Annotated in this window: 18 protein-coding genes and 1 tRNA gene; 11 read left to right on the forward strand and 8 right to left on the reverse strand. The window is 63.6% G+C overall.

Annotated elements, in window-relative coordinates:
- The first annotated feature begins 64 nt into the window (after nt 1–64).
- Nucleotides 65–1477 carry a glycosyltransferase gene (locus ASF04_RS18020; protein ID WP_056144555.1) on the forward strand — a complete coding sequence of 471 codons (1413 nt, stop codon included), beginning with the start codon at nt 65–67 and terminating at the stop codon, nt 1475–1477.
- On the opposite strand, the gene ASF04_RS18025 is transcribed toward ASF04_RS18020, so the two are convergent.
- Genes ASF04_RS18025 through ASF04_RS18035 form a run of 3 tightly spaced genes read right to left on the reverse strand, consistent with a single transcriptional unit; the run spans nt 1369 to nt 4737 of the window.
- Nucleotides 1369–2667: an acyltransferase family protein gene (locus tag ASF04_RS18025; RefSeq protein WP_056144558.1), complete on the reverse strand. Its 1299-nt coding sequence runs from the start codon at nt 2665–2667 to the stop codon at nt 1369–1371. The genes ASF04_RS18020 and ASF04_RS18025 overlap by 109 nt on opposite strands.
- Before the next feature lie 55 nt (nt 2668–2722).
- On the reverse strand, nt 2723–3664 hold the full coding sequence (locus tag ASF04_RS18030) for a LytTR family DNA-binding domain-containing protein (protein ID WP_056144561.1): 942 nt from the start codon (nt 3662–3664) through the stop codon (nt 2723–2725).
- Nucleotides 3652–4737 (reverse strand): sensor histidine kinase, encoded by a 1086-nt coding sequence (locus ASF04_RS18035; RefSeq protein WP_229205097.1) that lies wholly within the window; start codon nt 4735–4737, stop codon nt 3652–3654. The genes ASF04_RS18030 and ASF04_RS18035 overlap by 13 nt, the downstream gene beginning before the upstream one ends.
- Nucleotides 4738–4826: 89 nt before the next feature.
- Between ASF04_RS18035 and ASF04_RS18040 the strand changes: the two genes are divergently transcribed.
- Both ASF04_RS18040 and ASF04_RS18045 read left to right on the forward strand, forming a co-directional pair.
- Nucleotides 4827–6596, forward strand: coding sequence for a family 43 glycosylhydrolase (locus ASF04_RS18040; RefSeq protein WP_229205098.1), 1770 nt, complete (start codon nt 4827–4829; stop codon nt 6594–6596).
- A gap of 86 nt (nt 6597–6682) precedes the next feature.
- Nucleotides 6683–8782: a GGDEF and EAL domain-containing protein gene (locus ASF04_RS18045; protein ID WP_056144564.1), complete on the forward strand. Its 2100-nt coding sequence runs from the start codon at nt 6683–6685 to the stop codon at nt 8780–8782.
- Between the two features lie 3 nt (nt 8783–8785).
- Here ASF04_RS18045 and ASF04_RS18050 read toward each other — a convergent pair whose 3' ends face one another.
- Complete coding sequence (locus ASF04_RS18050; protein ID WP_056144567.1) at nt 8786–10420, reverse strand: Na+/H+ antiporter; 1635 nt, start codon at nt 10418–10420, stop codon at nt 8786–8788.
- A gap of 131 nt (nt 10421–10551) precedes the next feature.
- Between ASF04_RS18050 and ASF04_RS18055 the strand changes: the two genes are divergently transcribed.
- A tRNA-Gly gene (locus tag ASF04_RS18055) sits at nt 10552–10627 on the forward strand.
- A 137-nt stretch (nt 10628–10764) separates the two neighbouring features.
- A complete protein-coding gene (locus ASF04_RS18060; protein ID WP_200931107.1) occupies nt 10765–11838 on the forward strand; it encodes an alpha/beta fold hydrolase in 1074 nt (357 codons plus the stop codon).
- 3 nt (nt 11839–11841) lie between these two features.
- Here the strand turns inward: ASF04_RS18060 and ASF04_RS18065 are convergent, their stop codons facing one another.
- Nucleotides 11842–12219, reverse strand: a complete 378-nt coding sequence (locus ASF04_RS18065) for a type II toxin-antitoxin system HicB family antitoxin (RefSeq protein ID WP_056144778.1) — start codon at nt 12217–12219, stop codon at nt 11842–11844.
- A gap of 10 nt (nt 12220–12229) precedes the next feature.
- Entirely contained in the window at nt 12230–12478 is a 249-nt protein-coding gene (locus ASF04_RS28805; RefSeq protein WP_082488834.1) for a type II toxin-antitoxin system HicA family toxin, read from the reverse strand.
- 364 nt (nt 12479–12842) lie between these two features.
- Between ASF04_RS28805 and ASF04_RS18070 the strand changes: the two genes are divergently transcribed.
- Together ASF04_RS18070 and ASF04_RS18075 are read left to right on the forward strand one after the other, a co-directional pair.
- Nucleotides 12843–13805 (forward strand): chemotaxis protein, encoded by a 963-nt coding sequence (locus ASF04_RS18070; RefSeq protein WP_056144570.1) that lies wholly within the window; start codon nt 12843–12845, stop codon nt 13803–13805.
- 77 nt (nt 13806–13882) lie between these two features.
- A complete protein-coding gene (locus tag ASF04_RS18075) occupies nt 13883–14464 on the forward strand; it encodes a DJ-1/PfpI family protein (protein ID WP_056144574.1) in 582 nt (193 codons plus the stop codon).
- 76 nt (nt 14465–14540) lie between these two features.
- Here ASF04_RS18075 and fghA read toward each other — a convergent pair whose 3' ends face one another.
- Nucleotides 14541–15380 (reverse strand): S-formylglutathione hydrolase, encoded by an 840-nt coding sequence (gene fghA, locus ASF04_RS18080; protein WP_056144577.1) that lies wholly within the window; start codon nt 15378–15380, stop codon nt 14541–14543.
- Nucleotides 15381–15479: 99 nt separating this feature from the next.
- Between fghA and ASF04_RS18085 the strand changes: the two genes are divergently transcribed.
- Both ASF04_RS18085 and ASF04_RS18090 read left to right on the forward strand, forming a co-directional pair.
- Nucleotides 15480–16664 (forward strand): cation:proton antiporter, encoded by a 1185-nt coding sequence (locus tag ASF04_RS18085; RefSeq protein WP_056144583.1) that lies wholly within the window; start codon nt 15480–15482, stop codon nt 16662–16664.
- A gap of 1 nt (nt 16665) precedes the next feature.
- A complete protein-coding gene (locus ASF04_RS18090) occupies nt 16666–17784 on the forward strand; it encodes a YbdK family carboxylate-amine ligase (protein ID WP_019922431.1) in 1119 nt (372 codons plus the stop codon).
- Between the two features lie 2 nt (nt 17785–17786).
- On the opposite strand, the gene ASF04_RS18095 is transcribed toward ASF04_RS18090, so the two are convergent.
- Entirely contained in the window at nt 17787–18473 is a 687-nt protein-coding gene (locus ASF04_RS18095) for a YjjG family noncanonical pyrimidine nucleotidase (protein ID WP_056144587.1), read from the reverse strand.
- 145 nt (nt 18474–18618) lie between these two features.
- On the opposite strand from ASF04_RS18095, the gene ASF04_RS18100 reads away from it, so the two are divergent.
- Together ASF04_RS18100 and ASF04_RS18105 are read left to right on the forward strand one after the other, a co-directional pair.
- Nucleotides 18619–21489, forward strand: a complete 2871-nt coding sequence (locus ASF04_RS18100) for a PAS domain-containing protein (protein ID WP_056144589.1) — start codon at nt 18619–18621, stop codon at nt 21487–21489.
- 233 nt (nt 21490–21722) lie between these two features.
- The gene (locus tag ASF04_RS18105; protein ID WP_056144595.1) at nt 21723–22553 is read left to right on the forward strand and encodes an IclR family transcriptional regulator; all 831 of its coding nucleotides are present in this window, start codon (nt 21723–21725) and stop codon (nt 22551–22553) included.
- The last annotated feature ends 9 nt before the right edge of the window (nt 22554–22562 follow it).

The following is a 22562-nucleotide window of genomic DNA, read 5'->3' on the forward strand; positions in this document are numbered from 1 at the left end:
GCTCACGCAGGCGGAACCGCGCCGCCCCGGAGGAACTCCAAGCATGATAACCAGGAGTTCCCCCATGCTGAAAATTGCACTCATCAGTTCGTACGCATCGCCGCTGGCCGTTAGTGGCAGCGTCGATTGCGACAGCCTCGGCTTCTACGTCGGCCAACTCGGTTCGGAGCTGGGCGCGCTCGGCTGCCAGGTCGATATCTTCACCCGCCGCTACCGTATCGAACAGCCCCAGGTCCATTTTTGGCGGCCCAATGTGCGCATCATCCACGTGCCGGCCGGTCCGCCCGGCGTGTTCGGACGCGAACCCCTGCAACCTTATATCGAGCAGTTCGGGCGTTTCATGGTGGGCTTTGCGCGGCGCCAGCGCGGCGGTTACGACATCGCCCACGCCTGCGACCTGCGGTCCGGTTGCGCGGCGCAGCAGTTGCGGCGCACGCTGGGCGTGCCGTATGTGGTCACGCTGCACGCGCCGCCGGCGCAGCAGGGCAGCGCGGCGGCGGTCGCCTTGCAACAGCAACTACTGAAAGATGCCGACAGCGTGCTGGTGCTGTGCCGCCAGCACCGCGATGCATTGCAAGGCTTGCCGGGCCGGGCTCACACCCGTATCGACATTGTGCCCTGCGGCTTCGACCCTGCGCTGTTCTGGCCGGTGCGGCTGCGCGCGCGGGGCTTGCTGGGATTGCCGTCGGATGCCTTTCTGGCGCTGTACGTGGGGCGGCTGGGGTCCGGGCATGACATTGATACCGCCATCGAGGGCATGGCGCAACTGGCCAACCGGCACGCGGTGGCGGCGCGGCTGCTGGTGCTCGGCGCGGCTATGCCGGACGAGGGTGGCCATTTGGCGCGCCCGCTCGATGCATTGCTGTCGCACCAGCCATGCGAGACGCCGCGGTCAACCCGGTCGCAGCAGTCATTCCAGTCGCAGTCGCCCAATCAGTCGCACCCATCGGTCCAGTCGCACCAGTTATCGCATCTGGGCGAGTTTCAGCGCCTGCGCGACCTGGCAGGCCGGCTTGATGTCGAGGTTGCTTTCCTGGGGCCGCAGCCGGCTTCCGCGCTACGCCACTGGTATAGCGCGGCGGACGTTTGCGTCGCCACGTCGTGCTACAACGCTTTTGGTGCGGCGGTGCTGGGGGCCATGGCGTGCGCCACGCCGGTAGTCGGGGTGGCGGCCGGCTGCATCGACGACATGGTGCTCGATGGCGAAACCGGCTACCTGGTCGCGCCGCACGATCCGGCAGCGCTGGCCGACCGGCTGGCTAGCCTGCACGCCAACCCGGTGCAGGCGCGCAGCCTCGGCGTGCAGGGCTGGCGCCGCGCCCATCGCCACTACACCTGGCGCAGCGTGGCGCAGCGCCTCACGGCAGTCTATGCGCAGGTGCTGGCCGGCGTGGCCGCCGACGTGGCCGCTGACGGTGCCAGCGAGCTTGCCGGCAAGGTAGCCAGCAAGGTGGGCGCCAGCGCCTCGCTGGCCTGAGCGGGGGCTTGGACATGGCTCGCATCCCGCACTGCCCGGCGCATCTTGCCCAGCCCGAACAAGGGCCGCAGCACCGCCACCCGCCGCACCAGCTCGAACACGGCAAAGCTGATGGTCACGGTCAGGATCACCAACACCGCGCCTTCCACGGCCGGCGCCAGCCCGACCGGCTTGAACCAGTGCGCCATGGTCACGATCAGGGTCTGGTGCAGGATGTACACGGGGAAGACGGCTTCGGTCAGGTAGCGGCGCGGGGCGCTGTCGGCGGTCACGTGGCGGTGGGCGTAACCGCACACGGTCAGGATTGCCACCCACTGGTTCAGGCTATAGATTGCGCCCATCACCGGGCGCCACGGCGCCACGGCCGGGCTGCGCATCAGTTCGGGCGGCATGGTGTAGCACACCACCAGGATGGCCCAGCTGCCCAGCCACATGCCCAGCGAGGTCCAGCGCAGGCGGTCGGCTTCCTGCCACACGCGGCGCTGGCTGGCCAGCAGCGCGCCCAGCACGAACAGGTAAAAGTACTGCGCATGGTTGTAACAGTCGCCAGCCAGGGCGTGGGTGCTGGGGTAGCTTGCGGAAAGCGTCAAGCGGGCCACTACCAGTACAATCACCGGCAGCAGCACCAGCTTCCAGCCGGCCAGCACGCGGCCTGCCAGGTTCGACAGCGCCGCCAGGCGCTTGCCCGCCAACCAGGCCAGCGCGCCGAACACCATCGTGTACACCCACAGGTAGGCCACGAACCACAGGTGATTCCAGGTCGGCATGGCCAGGCAATCGTCGCCCCGGCAAAAGCCGTCGTAGCTGGTCATGTACAGCTTGAGGAAGTCGCCGTAACCGCCCTGGTAGGCTACTTTTTCCACCACCTCGAAGTACGCTTGCGGCGGCACGATCACCAGCATGCCGAAGGCCAGCGGCACCAGCAGGCGCCAGCTGCGCTGCGCCATCAGTTTGCCGACGTGCAGTTTGCCCAGCATGAAGGCGGTGGCCACGCCCGAGATCATGAACAGCAAGCCCAGCCGCCAAGGCGCAGACAGGATCATCAGCGGTTCGATGGCATGGCCGGCATCCGGACTTTTTACGTGCCAGTCCCAGCTGACATAGTACATGCCGGTGTGGTACAGGATCAGCACCAGGAAGGCGATGATGCGGATCCAGTCGAGAAAATACAGGCGTTGGTGGTTGTGCATGCTGGCTCCGTGGGGGATGCGTGGTTCGATGGAGCCAGCTTATGCGGCCGTCCGCTCAGGGTCCAGCGTCGTGGGGCGAACCGGGATGCCGGTGGGGCGAGTTGGAATTATTGGAGCTGCCGGGTGCGCCAGGGACGTCGCCTAACACCGTGCCCGCTTGCAGCCGCGCCACCACCTCGTTGCGGAACTGGCGCGAGCACGGCACCCGGGCGCCGCCGCGCAACAGCAGTTCGCCGTCGCCCTTGTCGAGTACCTCAATGCCGGCCACCCAGTCCAACTGCACTGCGGCGCGGCGGTGGCAGCGCACGAAGCGCGGGCCGAGCTTGTCGAGCAGGCCGGCCAGGGTCTGGCGCATCAGCGGCTGGGCATCGGCCGTATGCAGCACCACGTAGTTGTCGGCCGTTTCGATCCACTGGATGTCTTGCACCCGCACCACGCGTATCCCGCTGCGTTCCGGTACCAGCAGTTGTACCGGGGCGGGCAGGGTTGGCGATGTGGCTGACGACGGCGTTGCGGCTGGCGTGACCGGATTAATCGGTACTGAAGGCGTGGACGGCGTACAGGGTGGCGAGGCAGAGAGCGACGAAGCAGCGCGTGGCAAGGCAGGGCTTGGCGAAGCAGACGGCGACGCAAGCGCACCGTGCGGCAAGCGCGCGCGGGCCCGGTCCAGGGCGCGCCGCAGCCGCTGCTGGTCGTAGGGTTTGAGCAGGTAGTCGATGGCGTTGGCGTCGAAGGCGCGGATGGCGTAGTCGTCGTAGGCAGTGACGAACACCACCAGCGGCGCCGGGACCGGCAGCGAGGCCGCCACGTCCAGGCCGTTTATTTCCGGCATCTGGATGTCGAGCAGCAGCAGGTCGGGCGCGAAAGCGGGCAATTGTTCGAGCGCATCGACGCCATCGCGCGCTTCGCCGATGGCAGTAATGTCCGGCTCCTGCTCCAGCAGGCGCCGCAGCTTGTCACGCGCCGGGCGCTCGTCGTCAACGATCAGGATCCGCATGGCAGCCGCATTTCCGCCCGCACGCCGGCAGGCGCAAGCTGGATCAGGTTGAACGTCGCCCCGGCGCCGTACCCGGTCGCCAGGCGCTCGCGCAAATTGCGCACGCCGATGCCGGTGTTGTCGCCAGCGTCACTCGCCGTCGCCAACCGCCCGCCATCATCCTCCACCCGCAGTACCAGCAACCCGTCTTCGCGGTGCGCGGTGATGGCAATGGCGGTTGGCTGGCGTCGCCGCTCCACCGTGTGCTTGAAGATGTTTTCCAGCAGTGGCTGCAGGCTCATCACCGGTACCGGGCAGTCCAGCAGCACTTCGTCGATTTGCCAGGCGATGCTGACGCGGTCGGAGAAGCGTTCGGCCATCAACGCCGCATAGCCGCGCAGCAGGCGCAGTTCGGTTGACAGTGGCACCTGGTGCTGCTCGCCCACGTCGAGCGTGGCGCGCAGCACGTCGGCCAGCTGGATCAGCATGGCGTCGGCGCGGTCCACGTCGGTGTGCATCAGCGACGAGACGGTGTTGAGGGCATTGAACAGGAAGTGCGGCTGCAGTTGCTGAGTGAGCCGCAGCAATTGCACTTCGCGCAGCGAGGCGTTCACCCGTTCCAGTCTGAGCTTTTCGCTGAGCATGGCGTGGTATGACAGGATGCCGAAGGTAATCGTGGCAAAGATGAAAAAGAACACCGTCATCTTGACGTTCTCGTACAGCAGCACCTCGGGCCAGGCTTCGTGGGTATAAACATCGCCGGCCATGCCGTACAGCAGGTGACGCATGCCGAAAGCAAGCGGCGTGAACGCCACCCAGTACACGGGGAGCCACACCAGCTGGTGCGCAAACCACCGCACCGGCGAACCGACCAGGTCATCGTAGCGGGCGGTGTAACGGCGTTGCAGGTAGAGCAGCAGCGTCACTGCCAGGAACGAGGTCGCTTCCCACGAGATCGGCTTCCACAGCGCGCCGCCACCGTCGCGGATGAATTCCTGGATGGCAGTGGCGGTCATCAGGCTCCAGAACAGGAGCCAGGCGATGGCGAGGTTGAGCCTGGTGCGACTCTGGAACTTGGCGGACATGGCGGCCATGATTGGTCATTCTTGCCGCATTGTCAAACGTCACCTTGCTGATGAAATCGTTTTCAGATACTCTGTGGTCACAATAATGATGGAGATTCATGATGACCAATGACGCCCGCCGCAAGGCCTTTAAAACTATGCTGGCTGGCGCCGCCTCGCTATCGGCCGTGCCCGCGCTGGCTGCCACCGCTGCCGCCGTTAATGCCGCCAGCAACAGCCGCAGCGCCACAGGTACAGGCACAGGCGCAAGCACCGTCACCAGAACGGGCGCAGGCGCAGGCGCCGCCGACGCCAATGCCAACGCCAACGCCACTGCCAACCCAGGCGCGGCTGGCTGCACCTTACCACCCTCACCAAGCTGGGGCAAAGGCATAGAAGGGCAGCGCCAGGCCGACCTCGGCAACGGCTTGTACCGCAACCCCATCATTGCTGGCGACCATCCCGACCCGACCGTGCTCAAGGACGGCAGCGACTACTACCTGACGTACTCTTCGTTCTACTCGTACCCCGGCCTGGTGATCTGGCATTCGACCGACCTGGTCAACTGGCGGCCGATAACCGCCGCCCTGACCAAGCCGCTGGGCGCCGTGTGGGCGGTGGACCTGTGCAAGCACAACGGCCGCTACTTCATCTATATTCCCGCCGCGCCCGACGGCGATGCCTGGTCGATCTACGCGATCTGGGCCGACGACATCGCCGGTCCGTGGAGCGAGCCGGTCGATCTCAAGATCGCCGGTTGCATCGATCCCGGCCACGTGGTGGGCGAGGACGGCAAGCGCTACCTGTTCGTCAACGGCATCCGCAAGATCCGCCTCACCGACGACGGCCTGGCCACCGACGGCCAGCTGGAAAAGGCCTACGAGCCATGGCGCTACCCGGTCGATTGGGTGGTGGAAAACTTCGCGCCGGAAGGCCCGAAGCTGCTACGTCGCGGCAAGTGGTTCTACCTGGTGACGGCAGTGGGCGGCACTGCCGGGCCGGTCACCGGCCACATGGTGATTGCCGCGCGGTCAGCGTCGATCCACGGACCGTGGGAGCATTGCCCGCACAATCCGCTGGTGCGCACCACCAGTACCGCCGAGCCCTGGTGGTCGCGCGGCCACGCCACGCTGGTCGAAGGACCAGCCGGCGACTGGTGGATGATTTATCACGGTTACGAGAACGGCTACCGCACGCTGGGCCGCCAGACCCTGCTCGAACCGATCGAGTGGACTGCCGACGGCTGGTTCCGGGCGCTGGGCGGCGATTTGTCGCGGCCGTTGCCGAAACCGCGCGGAGGCAAGGCCGGACCTTCGGGCCATGCGCTGTCCGACGACTTCGGCAGCAACCGCATGGGCGTGCAATGGGCGTTCCACGATCCCGCGTCCGACGAGTCGCGCCGCGCCCGCTATACCCAGCATGGGCTGGAACTTGCCGGGCGCGGCCTTACGCCGGCCGACAGCCGGCCGCTCACCTGCGGGGTGGGCGAGCGCTCGTACCAGGCGGAAATCACACTCACCCTGGACGGGCAGGCGGAGGCCGGCCTGCTGCTGTTCTATAACAGCAAGGCGTTTGTGGGACTGAGCTTTGCGCCGGACACCATCAAGACTTTCCAGTACGCCGAAGAGCACACATGGGCCCGCGTGCAGCGCGCCACCTCGACGGTGCGGGTGCGCCTGACCAACGTGGAAAACGTGATCACCTTTCATTACTCGCACGATGGCGGACGCCATTGGACGTTGCATGGTACGCGCATGGAAGTATCGGGCATCCACCACAACGTGTTCGGCGGCTTTCTCAGTCTGAAGCTGGGCGTGTATTGCGCCGGCATCGGCACGGTGCGGCTGAACGACTTCACATTCCAAGCCATTGATGCGTCACAAAAGTAACGAATTTTGAGGTGATAATTTACAAAATTTCTGCGTGGAATTAATTGCTGTATAGTTGGATATTCCCCATGTAACACCTCGATGCTATGACTGCCGTTAATTCCGACCTGATGTATCGCCTGCTGGTGCAAGGCGTTTCCGACTATGCCATTTACATGCTCGATCCCGACGGCCATGTGATCAACTGGAACGCCGGCGCCGAGCGCGCCAAGGGCTATCAGGCGGACGAAATCATCGGCAAGAATTTCGCCCTGTTCTACAGCGACGAGGATCGCGCTGTGGGCCTGCCGCAGCGCGCGCTGTCGATTGCGCGCCAGGACAGCCGCTTCGAAGCGGAAGGCTGGCGCCTGCGCAAGAACGGCAGCCGCTTCTGGACCAGCGTGGTGATCGAGGCGATCCGCGACCAGCGCGGCGTGTTGCTCGGCTTTGCCAAGATCACGCGCGATGTCACCGAGCGCCGCCAGCAGCAACTGAGCCTGATCGAAGCGAAAGAGATGGCCGAGCAGTACAGCGTGCAGATGGCCGGCATGTCGCGCTTCCTCGATTCGGTGATCGCCAATATTCCGGCCAGCGTGCTGGTGCTGGACCGCGCCACCGGCGAAATCCTGCTGGCCAACCAGCAGGCGCAACTGCTGTTCGCCCAGCCGCGCCACGACATGGTGGGCCGCACCCCCGGCCAGTGCCTGACATCTGAAATCGCCGCGTACATCGCGCGCCAGACCTCGGGCGACCTGTCCGAAGCGGAGCGGGTGGACAGCGAAAGCCTGGTGCAGACGTCGATCGGTCCGCGCCACCTGCGCAGCCGGGTGGCGATCGGCAGCCGGCCCGACGAGGGCGGCGATTATGTGCTGGTGATTACCGAGGACGTCACCGAGGAACTGGCCGCCTACGCGCAAATCCACCACATGGCCCAGCACGACGGCCTGACCGACCTGCCCAACCGCGCCTTCTTCAATGCCCGCCTGGAGCAAGCCATCTTGGACGGGGAGGGCAGCGAGACCGGCACCGCCATCCTGTGCCTGGACCTCGACAACTTCAAGAACATCAACGACGCGCTGGGTCACGCTTTTGGTGACAAGATCCTGCTGGCGCTGGGCAAGCGCCTGAAAAAATCGCTGCGCGAGCAGGACACGCTGGCCCGCCTGGGGGGCGACGAATTTGCCGTGGTGCTGCCGCGCGTGAAACGGCTCGATGAAGCGCGGCTCGCGGCCCAGCGCCTGATCGACGCGGTGGCGCCGGCGTTCCTGATCGACGGTCACAGTTTTTCGGTGGGGCTGTCGGTGGGCATCGCGCAGGCCACTGCCACCGAGCCTGCCAGCGGCGAGGAGCTGATGCGCTACGGCGACATGGCGCTGTACGAAGCCAAGCGCAACGGCCGCAATCGTTTCGAAGTCTTCCGCCCGGAGCTGGAAGAAGCGTCGCGCCACCGGCGCCAGATGGAAACCGAACTGCGCCGCGCGCTGCACCAGGGCCAGCTCGAAATGCATTACCAGCCGGTGATCGAATCGGACGGCCGCATTTCCGGTTACGAGGCGCTAATGCGCTGGCAGCATCCCACGCGCGGGCTGGTCCCGCCGATGGAGTTCATTCCGATTGCCGAGGAAACCGGCTTGATCCACGAGATCGGCGTGCGTGCGCTGAACCTGGCGTGCCAGGAGGCGGTGGGCTGGGAAAATAATGCGGTGGTGGCGGTCAACCTGTCGCCGGTGCAATTCAAATGCACCGACCTTGTCAAGGTGGTGGCGCTGGCGTTGGCCGACTCGGGCCTGGACCCGGCGCGGCTGGAGCTGGAAATCACCGAATCGGTCCTGCTCGACAACAGCGACGGCAATATCCGCACGCTGCGCGCGCTCAAGCATTTGGGCGTGGCGATTTCGCTCGACGATTTCGGCACCGGCTACTCGTCGCTCAGCTATCTGCGCTCGTTCCCGTTCGACCGCATCAAGATCGACAAATCGTTCGTGCGCGACATGGGCACCAGCAAGGAGGCGATGGCCATCATCCGCGCCATCACCGGCCTGTCGAGCAGCCTGCTGATCAAGACCACGGCCGAGGGCGTGGAAACCGAGGCGCAGTTCCTGCAACTGAAAAACGAGGGCTGCTCGCACTTCCAGGGCTTCCTGTTCGGCCGCCCGGAGGCGGCGGAGAACATGCTGCAAGATGCGTCGGCCCCGATGAATTTTTAGCGCTTACTTGTAACGCTCTTCCATCAGGTCGATTTCGCGCACCAGCTTGCGCGAAATCGAATCCGAGATCTTGTCGTGCCGCGCCAGGTCGAACACCACGCGCCGCTCTGCCTTCAGTCCCGCCAGGCGCAGCTCGCGTTCGGCCGAATCGGTGCGGCGCCAGGCGCCTTCCTTTTCCGGCGCCACTTCCTTGAGCCGGTGCTCGTAGAACGCGATCACGCGGCCCGCCGCTTCCGGATACACATTCGGATCGACGCAGGTGCCCGACTCCATCAGCTTGACCTGTGCATCCTTGACCGCTTCGAGTGCGGCAGTGGCGGCGGCGCGACGCCCCAGGTCTTCCTCCTGCTGCTCTTCCGGCTCGGCAGGGAAGGTCACGCCCTTGAGCAGGCGCGGCAACCCGATACTGGCGATCAGCAGGGACAGCAGGATCACCGAGCAGGCCAGGAAGATGGTCAGCGCACGGGCGGGGAATGGTTCGCCATTGGGCAGCAGCAGCGGCAGCGTCAGCACGCCGGCCAGGGTGATGGTGCCGCGCGCGCCGGCCAGCGTGGTGGCCATCACCAGGCGCCACTTGATTTGCGGACCCGGCGCATGGCGCAGGCGCTGCTTGAAAATGGTCAGCCGCAGCGACGCCCACACCCAGGCAAAGCGCAGCACCAGCAGGCCGCCGGTAATGGCCACCGCGTACACCGCCAGCCACCACGGGTTGAGGTGACCGCTTTCCTCAATGGTGGCGCGGGCGCCCTTGAAGATGTCGGGCAGCTGTTCGCCCAGCAGCACGAACATGATGCCGTTGAGCGCAAACTGCACCGTGTCCCACACGGCCGAGCGCTGGATGCGGGTATTGGCCATGGCCTGGCCGCTCAGCTCCACGTAGCTCATGGTCACGCCGGCCGCTACCGCCGCCAGAATGCCGGACGCGTTGAGCCGCTCTGCCACCAGGTAGGCGCCGAACGGCAGCAGCAGGTTGACCAGGATCGGCGAGCCGACCGGTTCGCCGAAGTGACGCGTGAGCCAGCGCTGCACCCAGGTCACGACCATGGTGACGGCCACGCCGGAGCCGAGGCCCGCGATCACCACCCACACAAACGTCAGGCTGGCGCTGCCGATCGAAAACGCGCCGGTCATGGCAGCGGCCACCGCGAAGCGAAAGCACACCAGGCCGCTGGCGTCGTTGAGCAGCGATTCGCCTTCCAGGATGTGCATCAGGCGCTTAGGGATCGGCGTGTTGGACGCGATCGAACTGACCGCGATCGGATCGGTGGGCGAGACGATGGCCGCCAGCGCAAAAGCCACGGCCAGCGGCATGGCGGGAATCAGCCAGTGGATCAGGAAGCCGGCGCCGATCACGGTAAAGAACACCAGCCCGAATGCCAGTTCGAGGATGGTGCCCTTGTCGCGCAGCAGGCCGCTCTTGGGGATGCGCCAGCCGTCGAGGAACAGCAGCGGCGGCAGGAAAATCAGGAAAAACAGGTCGGGCTCCAGTTCCACGCCGTGCGTGGACTTGGCAGCGATCAGGGCCCCCAGCGCGATCTGCACCAGCGGCAGCGGAATCGCACTTGGCAGCAGCCGCATCAGGTACGCGCTGGCCACCACGGCCAACAGCATGACCAGCACAATTTCAATCGAATCCATTCCAGTCCTTCATTACCATTGCTAAATGGTATGAAGTTTAACCGATGGGGCGCACGGTAAGAACTTGGCAAAGGGATAGCAGAGGGCACTGGTGTTTTTGAAAAAGTTCTGTCATAATCTTGCCTCTCTAAGCGGGAGTAGCTCAGTTGGTAGAGCGCAACCTTGCCAAGGTTGAGGTCGAGAGTTCGAGACTCTTCTCCCGCTCCAGCATTCAGATGCGCAGGTCGTTGAATCTGTGTATCGCTCAAAAGGACCTGCGGGTCCTTTTTTTGTAGCCGTCATTTGCAAGTGACAAGGCTTGTTTTTTTATTCATAATGAATTTTCTTGTGAATGGAGAAACTGCATGGCACGCCGCTTTATCGCTCCCCTGGTTGCAACATCATTGGTCTTGCTCTCGTCACCGGCAGCAGAAGCCGCCGATACCCCGGATTTCGGCATGCTGGCTGACACCGTCTGCACCAAGGCCAATCAGGCCGTCGACGAAAAAGGCTTCGTGCGCATCGGTGGCATGGACCAGTGGGTGCGCATCAAGGGCAGTAGTTGTACCAACCCGATCATCGTGCTGATTCATGGCGGCCCCGGCAACCCGACCACGCCGTTTGCCGACGCTGTGTACCAGCCGTGGGAACAGCATTACACCATCGTCCAGTGGGATCAACGCGGTTCCGGCATGACGTACGGCCGCACACCGTTGTCCGACGACGTCCCTCTGCGCATCGAACAACTGCGCGATGACGGCATCGAAGTGTCGCGCTATGCGGCCAGGCGTTTCGGCAGGAAGCAAGTGATCCTGATGGGTGGTTCGTGGAGCTCGGTATTGGGCGTAAACATGGCCAAGGCCGATCCGGCCATGTTCTGCGGCTACATCAGCTCATCGCAACTGGTGGGCAAATTCGGCCAGAACGGCAGCTACAGCGCCACGCTGGCGCGCGCCCGCGCTGCCAACGATGCCGATTCGATCGCCAAGCTCGACGCCATCGGCCCGCCGCCGTGGACCAACCCGCGCAACGCCGGCATCTTGCGGCGGGTGATCGTCAAGTACGAGCGGCTGGTGACCACACCAGCACCCGCCTCGTGGTGGGTAACGCCGCCCGAGTACGAAACGCCCAAGGCCAAGGCCGACTACATGGCCGGCGAGGATTATTCCTGGCTGCAGTTCGTCGGCATGAAGGGCGACGGCATCGGCTATTCGATCGACCTCTACCATCTGGGGCCGAAGTTTGCCGTGCCGTTCTACATGGTGCAGGGCCAGGAGGATCTGCTGACGATGGCCGACCAGAGTCGGCGCTACTTCGACTTCATTGAAGCACCGCGCAAGCAATTCGTGCTGGTGCCCGCCGCCGGCCACGATCCGAATCCACCGATGGTGGCGGCGCAGTACAAGCTGTTGCGGGAGAACTTTGATCGTTGTGATTGAGGTTCAGGCTGCGGGCTTGCCGCCTCGGCCAATATTGCTTGTGTCGAGCGCGATCCCGAGCGATATACATTGTTTGATAAACTCATTGAGCGTCTGCCCCATGCCAGCAGCCTTGATCGCCGCTGCGCGGTGCATTTCCTGCGTGAGTCGAACGTTCAGCGTGCCGCTAAAAGGCTTGTCAGGTTGCAGGCCTTGCGCACTACACTGTTCAACGTATAAGTCCACGGCGTTTTCGAACGCCGATTTTAACTGTGCCGGTGTTGTCGCCTCATATGTGACGAGATCTGTTATGAAGAGTATTTTTCCAAACAAACAGTCATCTTCGACGCTGGTTTCGATAGAGCCGCAGTAGCCCTTGTAGTTCAAGGTGATGTCACTCATGATAACGTCCTCATAGCAGACCAAATTCCTTCAATTTACTGACAACTTCCCGTACCGCGTATCGCCTCATAATTTTTCCGGGATGTGGCTCATGTAGAAAGATCTTTCGACCGTGCTTATCCGTGAAGGTGCGATACGAACCACCTCCAGCTTTCCCTTCCGTAAAACTGAAGCCGGCGAGCACAGTGCACAACTCATCCCAAGTGAAATCAGCGGGTATGCATATCATTCGTGCAACGAGCTTTGCGGTCTTGGACATGAGATTATGTAACCCGTATCGGTGAAGTGCAACTGAAATTTAGTTGCGAATCTGGTGGCCAACGGCGAGAGAGAAGATGACTACATCAGCTGCTGAATAATTCCAGACCTTGATCACATTAGACATCGAGCTTCGCCAAAAGCTCCCCACTATGGCCCAGGGAAAATCATTCAATCCACATTCACCTCAAATCCCTGCTTGAATTGACAATGTTGCCTCACAGACCGTTGTTTATCGTGCTGTAGGACAAGATTACGCCACTGAAAGTGCTCCGTAACAGTGTTGCGAACGTTATACTTCTCAGGCAATGGCAGCAGGGGTCCGCGGTGGACTCGCTGTTCTGCGCACCCGACGGAGACGATCTATGAAATCAGTTCAGCAGGAAGTGGATGAACGCAGTAATTTGACCAATTCCAACAAATTCGAACTGTTGCTGTTCCGCCTCGGCGCTGACGCCAATGGCGAACACTCGGAATTGTTCGGTATTAACGTCTTCAAAATCCGCGAAATCGTGGCGATGCCTGAAGTGACAGCTGTGGCCGGATCCCCGCCACACATGCTGGGCGTCGTCAATTTGCGCGGTCAAATTATCACGGTGCTCGATTTGCCGGGCATCGTCGGTGTGACCCCAAAAACTGGTCTCAATATCATGCTGGTTACCGAGTTCGCGCGCACCACGCAAGCGTTCGCTGTGGAATCGGTGGAAGAAATCGTGCGCCTCGACTGGAGCCAGGTGCTGACGGCCGAAGGTACCGCCGGCGGCAAGGTCACCAGTATCGCGCGCGTCGATGGCGATGTGCAAAACACCCGCCTGGCGCAGGTGCTGGACGTGGAAACCATCTTGCGCGAGCTGGTGCCGCCCGATGGTAAAGACGTGGACATGGAAACCATCGGCCCGAAAGTGCTGTTGAAGCCAGGCTCCGTGGTGCTCGCTGCCGACGATTCGGTGGTGGCGCGCAACCTGATCGAAAAAGGCCTGGAAGCGATGGGCGTGCATTTCATCATGACCAAGTCGGGCAAGGAAGCCTGGGAGCGCCTCAATTCGATTGCCGATGGCGCCAAGGCTGAAGGCGTACCGGTCAGCGACCGCGTGGCGATGGTGCTGACCGACCTGGAAATGCCGGAAATGGACGGTTTTACCTTGACGCGCAAGATCAAGCAGGACGCCCGTTTTGCCAAGATCCCGGTGGTGATCCACTCTTCGCTGTCAGGCAAGACCAACGAGGATCACGTCAAGGGCGTGGGCGCGGATGCGTACGTGGCCAAGTTCTCGGCCGAAGATCTGGCTTCCACCATTCGTAACGTGATTGGCAAGGTTGCCGCTTAAGGCAGCAAAACACGGTAGTATCGAGGGCCACGGCGGTAACGTCGTGGCCTTTTTTCTTTCACTCGAAAGGATCTATCGTGACAGCCAAAAACATCCTGTTTCTGACCGGCGACTTTGCCGAGGATTACGAGACCATGGTGCCATTCCAGGCGCTGCAAATGGTCGGTCATGTCGTCCACGCCGTCTGCCCGGGCAAGCGCGCCGGCGACACCATCAAAACCGCCATCCACGATTTCGAAGGCGACCAGACCTATACCGAAAAGCCCGGCCACCTGTTTGCGCTGAACGCCAATTTCGACGAGGTCGATACCGCCAACTACCATGCGCTGGCAATTGCCGGCGGCCGCGCGCCCGAGTACCTGCGCCTCAATCCGCGCGTGATTGCCATCGTCCAGGAGTTTGCCGCAGCCGGAAAGCCGATCGCGGCGGTGTGCCACGGCGCCCAGTTGCTGGCCGCCGCCGAGGTCATACGCGGCAAGACCATCGCCTGCTACCCGGCCTGCGCGCCCGAGGTCAAGCTGGCCGGCGCCACCTATGCCGACATCGCGGTGGACCAGGCTATTACCGACGGCAACTTCATCACCGCTCCCGCGTGGCCGGCCCATCCGGCGTGGCTGGCGCAGTTCCTCAAGGCGCTCGGTACCGAGATCAAGCTGTAGCACCTGTCCCGGCAGGGAGGGAGGCGCCACTTGCGCGCCTCGGCAACGGCGCCGGCGCTGCTTGTCATCGCATCGCTTACGCCAGGTTCCTGGCGTGGAAGCGGATATGGTCTTCGATGAAGGTCGCGATGAAGTAATAGCCGTGGTCGTACAGCGCATGCTGCCGCAATTCCAGTGGCTGCGATGCGTTGCGACAGGCCGCCTCGAACACGTCCGGATAGAGCTGCTCGGCGAGAAACTTGTCGCCCAGGCCCTGGTCGATCAGGATGCCGGCCGGGAAGGGCGTCTGCAGGCGCGACATCAAGACCGAGGCGTCGTACTGCTCCCAGGTTTCCTGGTCGTCACCGAGGTAGCCGGTGAACGCCTTCTTGCCCCACGGCGACTTGATCGGCGCAGCAATCGGCGCGAAGGCCGACACCGACTTGAACGCCTGCGGATTTTTCAGCGCCAGCGTCAGCGCGCCATGGCCGCCCATCGAATGGCCGAAAATGCCGACCCGCGCGCCGTCCACCGGCAGCTCGGCAATGACCAGCTCGCGCAGTTCGTGGATGTAGCTTTGCATGCGGTAGTGCTTGCTCCATTCAGGCTTGGTGGCGTCCAGGTAAAAGCCGGCGCCCACGCCGAAGTCCCAGCTGTCCGATTCGCCTTCAACGTTGGCGCCGCGCGGGCTGGTGTCCGGCGCGATCAGGATCAGGCCGGCCTCGGCGGCAAAGCGCTGGGCGCCTGCCTTGATCATGAAGGTTTCTTCGTTGCAGGTCAGGCCGGCCAGGTAGAACAGCGCCGGCAGGCGCGCATTGTCCGGGTTGGCGGGGATGAACACGGAGAAGCGCATCGGCAGGCCGATCTCGCGCGAGTCGTGGCGGTAAAAGCGTTGAACGCCGCCGAAACAGGCGTGTTCACTCAGTAATTCGAGCATAGAAGTTTCCTTATGTTTCTTATGGAACAGTAGTCGGTGGCGTAATCGGCCATAATACTACTAGTAACGTTAAGTGTTTTGCAAAAATAGGAGAACTACATGCCGGAATTCCAGGTCATCCTGGCCGACCTTGGTTGGCCGCTTGCCATCGCTCTTGCCTGGCTGTTGGGCGAATTCATACACCGCTGGACCCAGCTGCCGCGCATCAGCGTGTACGGCATCGTCGGTTTCCTGTTATCGCAGGCGTTTCCCGAAGCGCTTGCCAGCGGCGCGTCCAGCACCGTCACCACCCTGGCCAACTTTGCCTTTGGCCTGATCCTGTTCGAATTCGGTTACCGCATCAATTTGCGCTGGTTGGGCATCAATCCCTGGATCCTGGTCACCGGGCTGGTCGAATCGGCCGCCACCTTTGGGGTGGTGTACCTGATCGCCACGCTGTCCGGCATGCCGTCGCTGACGTCGCTGTTGCTCGCTTCGCTGGCCATGTCCACGTCGCCGGCCGGCGTGCTGCGCGTGATTAACGAGCAGAACAGTTCGGGGCAGGTCACCGAGCGCTTGCTGCACCTGGTGGCCATCAACTGCGTGCTGGCCGTGTTTGTCTTCAAGGTCGTGGTCGGTTTCTGGGTATTTGAAACCTCGGGCAGCCTGACGCAAGCGGTTTCGCACTCGCTGATCGAGTTGCTGATTTCGGCCGCCATGGGTGCCATCCTCGGCTTCCTGGTGCCGGCCGTGCTGCGCCGCCTGGGCGCGCTGGCGCAGGATGGCACCATCGCGTTTGCTTTGGGCGTGGTGCTGCTGGTGGCCGGTTCGTCCGCGTTCGAGGTGTCACCGGTGCTCGCTACGCTCACGTTCGGCCTGGCCGCGCGCCACAGTCGCGTCGCGTTCAGCCGTACCGAGCGCAACTTCGGCGGCATCGGCGAGCTGCTGACTGTGCTGCTGTTCGTATTTGCCGTGTCAACCCTGGAGTGGAGCCGCGTGGTGGAAGGCGCCGGCCTCGGCATGGTGCTGCTGCTGGCGCGCTTCCTGGTCAAAACGGCCAGCGTGACCGTGTTTGCCAAGGTGGGTGGTATTTCGTGGCGCAAGGGCATGTTGACCGGCGTGGCGCTGGCGCCGATGTCGGTGTTCGTCACCCTGCTGCTCGAGCAAACCCGCTACATGGGTATCGTGCTGGTCGACGAGCTGGCCGCGCTGGCTGCCATGACCCTGGTGCTGGAAGTGCTGGGACCGATCTTCACCCAGCGCGCCCTGATCTGGGCTGCCGAAACGACCAAGAAGGAGATTTGAGATGTCATTGGAAAAATTTAACAACTCCGAGCCGCTGACCCTGGGCGTGGAGCTGGAACTGCAACTGGTCAGCCTGTCCGACTACGACCTTACCGCTTCGAGTCCCGACCTGCTGCACCTGCTGGGCCGCAAACCGTTTCCCGGCAACGTCACGCCCGAGATCACCGAGAGCATGATCGAGATTAACAGCGACGTCCACACCCGCCACAATGAGCTGGTTGCGCAGTTGCAGGTGATCCGCGACACGCTGGTGCAGGCCGGCGAGCAACTCAATATCGGCATTTGCGGCGGCGGCACCCATCCGTTCCAGAAATGGTCGGAGCGGCGCATCTTCTCCAAGCCGCGTTTCAAGGAAGTGTCGGAGCTGTACGGTTACCTGGCCAAGCAGTTCACCATTTTCGGCCAGCACGTGCATGTCGGCTGCGCCAACGGTGACGATGCGCTGTTCCTGCTGCACTCGCTGAGCCGTTACGTGCCGCACTTTATCGCGCTGTCGTCGTCGTCGCCGTTCGTGCAGGGTAACGACACGCTGTTCAATTCGGCGCGGCTGAACTCGGTGTTCGCGTTCCCGATGAGCGGCCGGGCGCCGTTCACGCTCAGCTGGGACAGTTTCGAGCACGAGTATTTCGCCAAGATGGAACACACGGGCGTGATCAAGAGCATGAAGGACTTTTACTGGGACATCCGCCCCAAGCCCGAGTTCGGCACCATCGAACTGCGCGTATGCGATACGCCATTGACGGTGGAACGCGCTGCCGCGCTGGCGGCGTACCTGCAGGCGCTGTGCGCCTACCTGCTGGAACGGCGCGAAGAGGCGCCGGCCGAGGACGACTACCTGGTCTACAACTACAACCGTTTCCAGGCCTGCCGCTTTGGCCTTGATGGCACGCTGGTGCACCCGAAAACCTACGAAAGCCTGTCGCTGCGCGAGGATATCCTGACCACGCTGCGCAAGATGGAACCGTATGGCGTCACACTGGGCGGCACCGAAGGGTTGCAGCACCTGGTGCGCGCCACCCACGAAGGCAGCGACGCCCACTACCTGCGCCAGCAATACGATCGCAGCGGCAGCGCCGAAGGCATGGTCGATGCGGCCATCCAGCGCTTCCGCGGCCGCTAATCTTATGCAAGGATGGGCACGATCTGGTCCAACGCGGCCACCTCGAACGTGGGCACCGCCTGCGACGTATTGGCCAGCCGGTCGCGGTTGAACCAGCAGCTGTCGATGCCGTAGCGGTTGGCGCCGAGGATGTCGGCGTCGAGGCGGTCGCCGATGATGATGGCCTGGTCCTGGCTGAACGGCTTGGCCATCTTTGCCGCATACTCGAAGAAGCGCACGTCGGGCTTGGCGTGGCCGGAGCCTTCCGAGGTGGCCACGAAGGAAATGTAATCCTGCAGGCCGGAACTGGCGATGCGCAGCCGCTGGATATGTTCCGCGCCGTTGGTGATGATGCCCACTTCTCCGATCGCAGCCAGCGTTTCGCATACCTGTCTGGCGCCGTCGATCAGCACCACCGAGTTGGCCAGCGACGCCAGGTAGATGTCGCTCGCTTCCTTGGGATCGAGGTCCATCTGGTGTGCCAGGAAAGTCATGCGGAAGCGCTCGACCTTGAGAAACTCGGCGGTCACTTCACCGAGTTCCAGGCTGCGCCACAGCGCCACGTTGATCGCCTGGTACTGGCTGAACAGGCCGTCGGGGAGGGTGTCCAGGCCCAGCACCTGCATGGTGTGCTGGAACGAGAGGTGTTCGGAGGCGCGGAAATCGAGCAGGGTGTCGTCGAGGTCAAACAGAAATAGCCGGTGCTTCATGTCTGGTCAGGGCAAGAGTTTCTAATTGGCGATGTTAGCACGCCCGGCCGGTGATCCGCATTAGGCGCCTGTAAGCGGTCTCGGGTGTGACGACAAGCGATTGCTTGCGGTAGACTGTCGGTCCATCCTCCGCCAGGCCAGTCCAGTGAGCAACATCGATCCGTCCGTTTCGCCCGCCGCGTTTGCGCCCGATGCCGATTTCACGGCGCTGTTCGATGCCGTGCCCACGCCATGCCTGGCGGTCACGCCCGATCTGGTGATCGTGGCAGTCAATGACGCCCACCTGCGCGCCACCGGTGCCCGGCGCGCGCAGTTGCTGGGTCGCCACCTGTTCGATGCGTTTCCCGATAATCCCGATCTTGACCAGCCGGATGGCTCGGCCAATATCGGCGCGGCGATTGCGCGCGTAATACAGACCAAGGCGCCCGACACCTTGCCGATCCAGCGCTACGACGTGCCGGCCGAAGATGGCGTGGGCTTCGTGGAGCGCTACTGGAAACCGGTGCACGTGCCGGTACTGGGCGCCGACGGCGAGGTGCGCTACGTGATCCAGCACGCCGAGGAAGTCACCCAGCGCGTGCACGAGGCCGATCAGGCTGCCCAGATGCGCTCGGAACTGGTGGCCCAGGCGCAGACCATTCGCGACCATCATTCGATGGCCGAGCTGTTCCAGCAGGCGCCCGTGTTCATGGCCATGCTCGAAGGCCCGGAGCACCGCTTCACCTTCGTCAATTCCGGCTTCCTGCAACTGATCGGCCAGCGCCAGGTGCTGGGCCAGACCGTGGCACAAGGCCTGCCCGAAGCGGTGGCCCAGGGCTTCATCACGCTGCTCGACGAGGTGTACCGCAGCGGCAAACAGTATGCCGCCAATGGCACCCGCTACCTGATGCCCGCCACGGCAAATAGTCCCGCCACCGAGCGCCACATCGATTTCGTCTACCAGCCGGTGCGCGACGGCGACGGCTTGGTGACCGGCATCCTGGTCCAGGGTATCGACGTCACCGACCGCGTGCTGCGCGAACTGCGGCGCCATGCATTGGTGCGCCTGGGCGACGCCGCGCGCAGCGTACGCCAGCCCGACGATCTGCTGATGCGGGCCTGTGTGATCCTGGGCGAGACCCTGGGCGCGAGCCGGGTGGGGTACGGCAGCGTCGATCTCGACACGGAGACCTTTACCGTGGCGCGCGACTGGTCCGCGCCAGGCTTGCAGGCGCCGCCGACCACGCTCAGGTTCAGCGACTACGGTAATTTTCTCGAAGAACTTAGCCAGGGCAAACTGATTGCCATCGACGATGTCGATTTCGATCCGCGCACGCGCGACATGGCCGTCAAACTCAAGGCCCGCCACGCCGGCGCTTTTGTCGATGTGCCGGTGATCGAGCGCGGCACGCTGGTAGCGATGATCTTTGTCACCAGCGACCAGCCGCGCTGCTGGAGCGAGGACGACTTGGCCCTGATCCGCGAAGTGGCCGAACGCACCCGCTCCACCAGCGAACGGCTGCGCAGCGAGAGTGCGCTGCGCGCCAGCGAGGCGCGGTTTCGCACCATCGCCAACGCCATGCCGCAAATGGTGTGGTCCACGCTGCCCAACGGCATGCACGACTACTTCAACCAGCGCTGGTACGATTTTACCGGCGTGCCGCCCGGTTCCACCCACGGCGAGGCCTGGAACGGTTTGCTGCACGCTGACGACCAGCCCCGCGCCTGGGCGCTGTGGCAGCAGTGCCTGGCCACCGGCGAGACCTACGAAATCCAGTACCGGCTGCGCCATTTCTCGGGGCGCTATCACTGGGTGCTGGCGCGCGCCTTGCCGATACGCGGTGACACCGACCACATCATCCGCTGGATGGGCACCTGTACCGACATCCACGAACAGAAGCTGGCGGAAACCGAGTGGCGCCAGGCCAGCCAGCGCAAGGATGAATTCCTGGCCATGCTGGCCCACGAGCTGCGCAACCCGCTCGCACCGATCAGCACCGCCGCCCAGCTGCTCAAGCTGCGCGGCAGCCACGAGAAACCGATCCAGCACGCCAGCGACATCATCATCCGCCAGGTCAAACACATGACCGACCTGGTGGACGATCTGCTCGATGTGTCGCGCGTAACGCGCGGGCTGGTGCAGCTCGAACAGCAGGACCTGGAGCTGATGGCCATCGTCAACGGCGCTGTCGAACAGTCGCGCCCCTTGCTCGAAGCGCGCCACCACGCGCTGGTGTTGCGCCTGCCGCCGGGCCAGCTGCACGTGCGCGGCGACCGGACGCGGCTGGTGCAGGCGCTGGCCAACCTGCTCAACAACGCCGCCAAGTACACGCCGCAGGGCGGCGAAGTGGTGTTGGCGCTGGAAGCCCGCGCTGACAGTGGCGAAGTGGCCATGTCCGTGACCGACAACGGCATCGGCATGTCGGCCGAACTGCTGCCGCGCGTGTTTGATCTGTTCGCCCAGGCCGAGCGTACCCCGGACCGGGCCCAGGGCGGCCTCGGTCTGGGCCTGGCGCTGGTGAAAAGCATCGCCGTGCTGCACGGCGGCAGCGCGGCAGCCGCCAGCGACGGCGCGGGGAAGGGCAGTACCTTCACCATCCTGCTGCCGCTGTTGCCGCCGGCGGCGGTCGCCCCGCAGGCGCCGTCCGCGGCGCCGCTGCCAACCATGGTGCCCGAGGGCCGCAGCCTGCGCCTGATGGTCGTGGACGACAACCAGGACGCCGGCCGCACGCTCGGCGCGCTGCTCGAAGCGCAGGGCCACCAGGTACTGATTTTCGAGGACGCCGAAACCGCGCTGCGCGCCAGCGCCAGCCACGAGGTGGATGCGTTCATCCTCGACATCGGCCTGCCCGACATGGACGGCTACGAACTGGCGCGCCGGCTGCGCGCCCAGGCTGGCACCGCCAACAAGCTGCTGATCGCGCTGACCGGCTACGGCCAGGCGCATGACCGGGTAATGTCGAAGGTCGCCGGATTCGACCACCATTTTGTCAAACCGGTTGACCACGCGGAGCTGGGCCGGGTGCTGGCAGGTTGACGTTTTAACTTGAGGTTTGCAACAAAGCGGCCTATAATTTTATTTCACGAATTAAAGTTCGCTATCCGAATAATATCAGCATGGTCTTGGCCGGCATTCACCGGCTCTGGTTCGCTGAATTTGTCGAATAAAAGTTCGCATTCCGAATATTTATCCCTGTCTTTTGCCAGGGAGCCATCATTCGACCGCTGAATCAAACTATAATTCGCACTCCGAACTTGATGGAGTGCAGCATGACCCGACCGACAGAATCGACCAAAGCGGCGCCTGCCGATCCGAAAAACACGGTGCAGTCCCTGGCCAAGGGTTTCAAGGTATTGCAGGCCTTCACGGCGCAGGAGCCGGAACTGACCATGGCCGAGGTGGCGCGCAAGGCGGGGCTCGACAACGCCACCGCGTTCCGCTTCCTCAACACGCTGGTCGGTCTCGGCTACGTGGACAAGGTGGACAACAGCCGGCTGTTCCGGCTGTCGCTGAATGTGCTGGACCTGGGCTTTCACGCCATCGCGCGGTCGGACTTGCGCACGCTGGCGCGGCCCGTCCTGCGCGGGCTGGTGGGCGAGGTGAACGAGGCGGCGTCGATCGGCGTGCTCGATGGCAGCAGCGTGGTGTACGTGGAGCGGGTGCAGGCGGGGCTCACGCAACTGGGCGTGGATGTACGGATCGGCAGCCGGGTGGCGGCCTATTCGAGCGCGGTGGGGCAGGCGATCCTGGCCTGGCTGCCGCAGGACCAGCAAGTGAAGGTGCTGCGCGGCCAGCCGCTGGTCAAGCTGACGGAAACCACGCTGACCGACATCGACGCCCTGCTCGAGCGCCTGGCGCAGATCCGCGCGACCGGCTACGCGGTGTCGAACCAGGAAACCGTGGCCGGCCTGTACGTGATGGCGGCGCCGGTGCTCGACATCGACGGCCTGCCGGTGGCGTCGCTGAGCGTGGCCGCGCCGGCGCACCGCAGCACCTTGCGCCAGTTCGAGGAGAACACGATTGCCGGCGTGGTGGTGGCAGCGGGGCAGTTATCGAAGTCCTTGCAGGCGACCGGCGGTTACGCCGGCCAGGGCCGCTAGGCTGCGCCG

The organism is Duganella sp. Leaf61 (assembly GCF_001421905.1).
Lineage (GTDB): Bacteria > Pseudomonadota > Gammaproteobacteria > Burkholderiales > Burkholderiaceae_D > Rugamonas > Rugamonas zoogloeoides.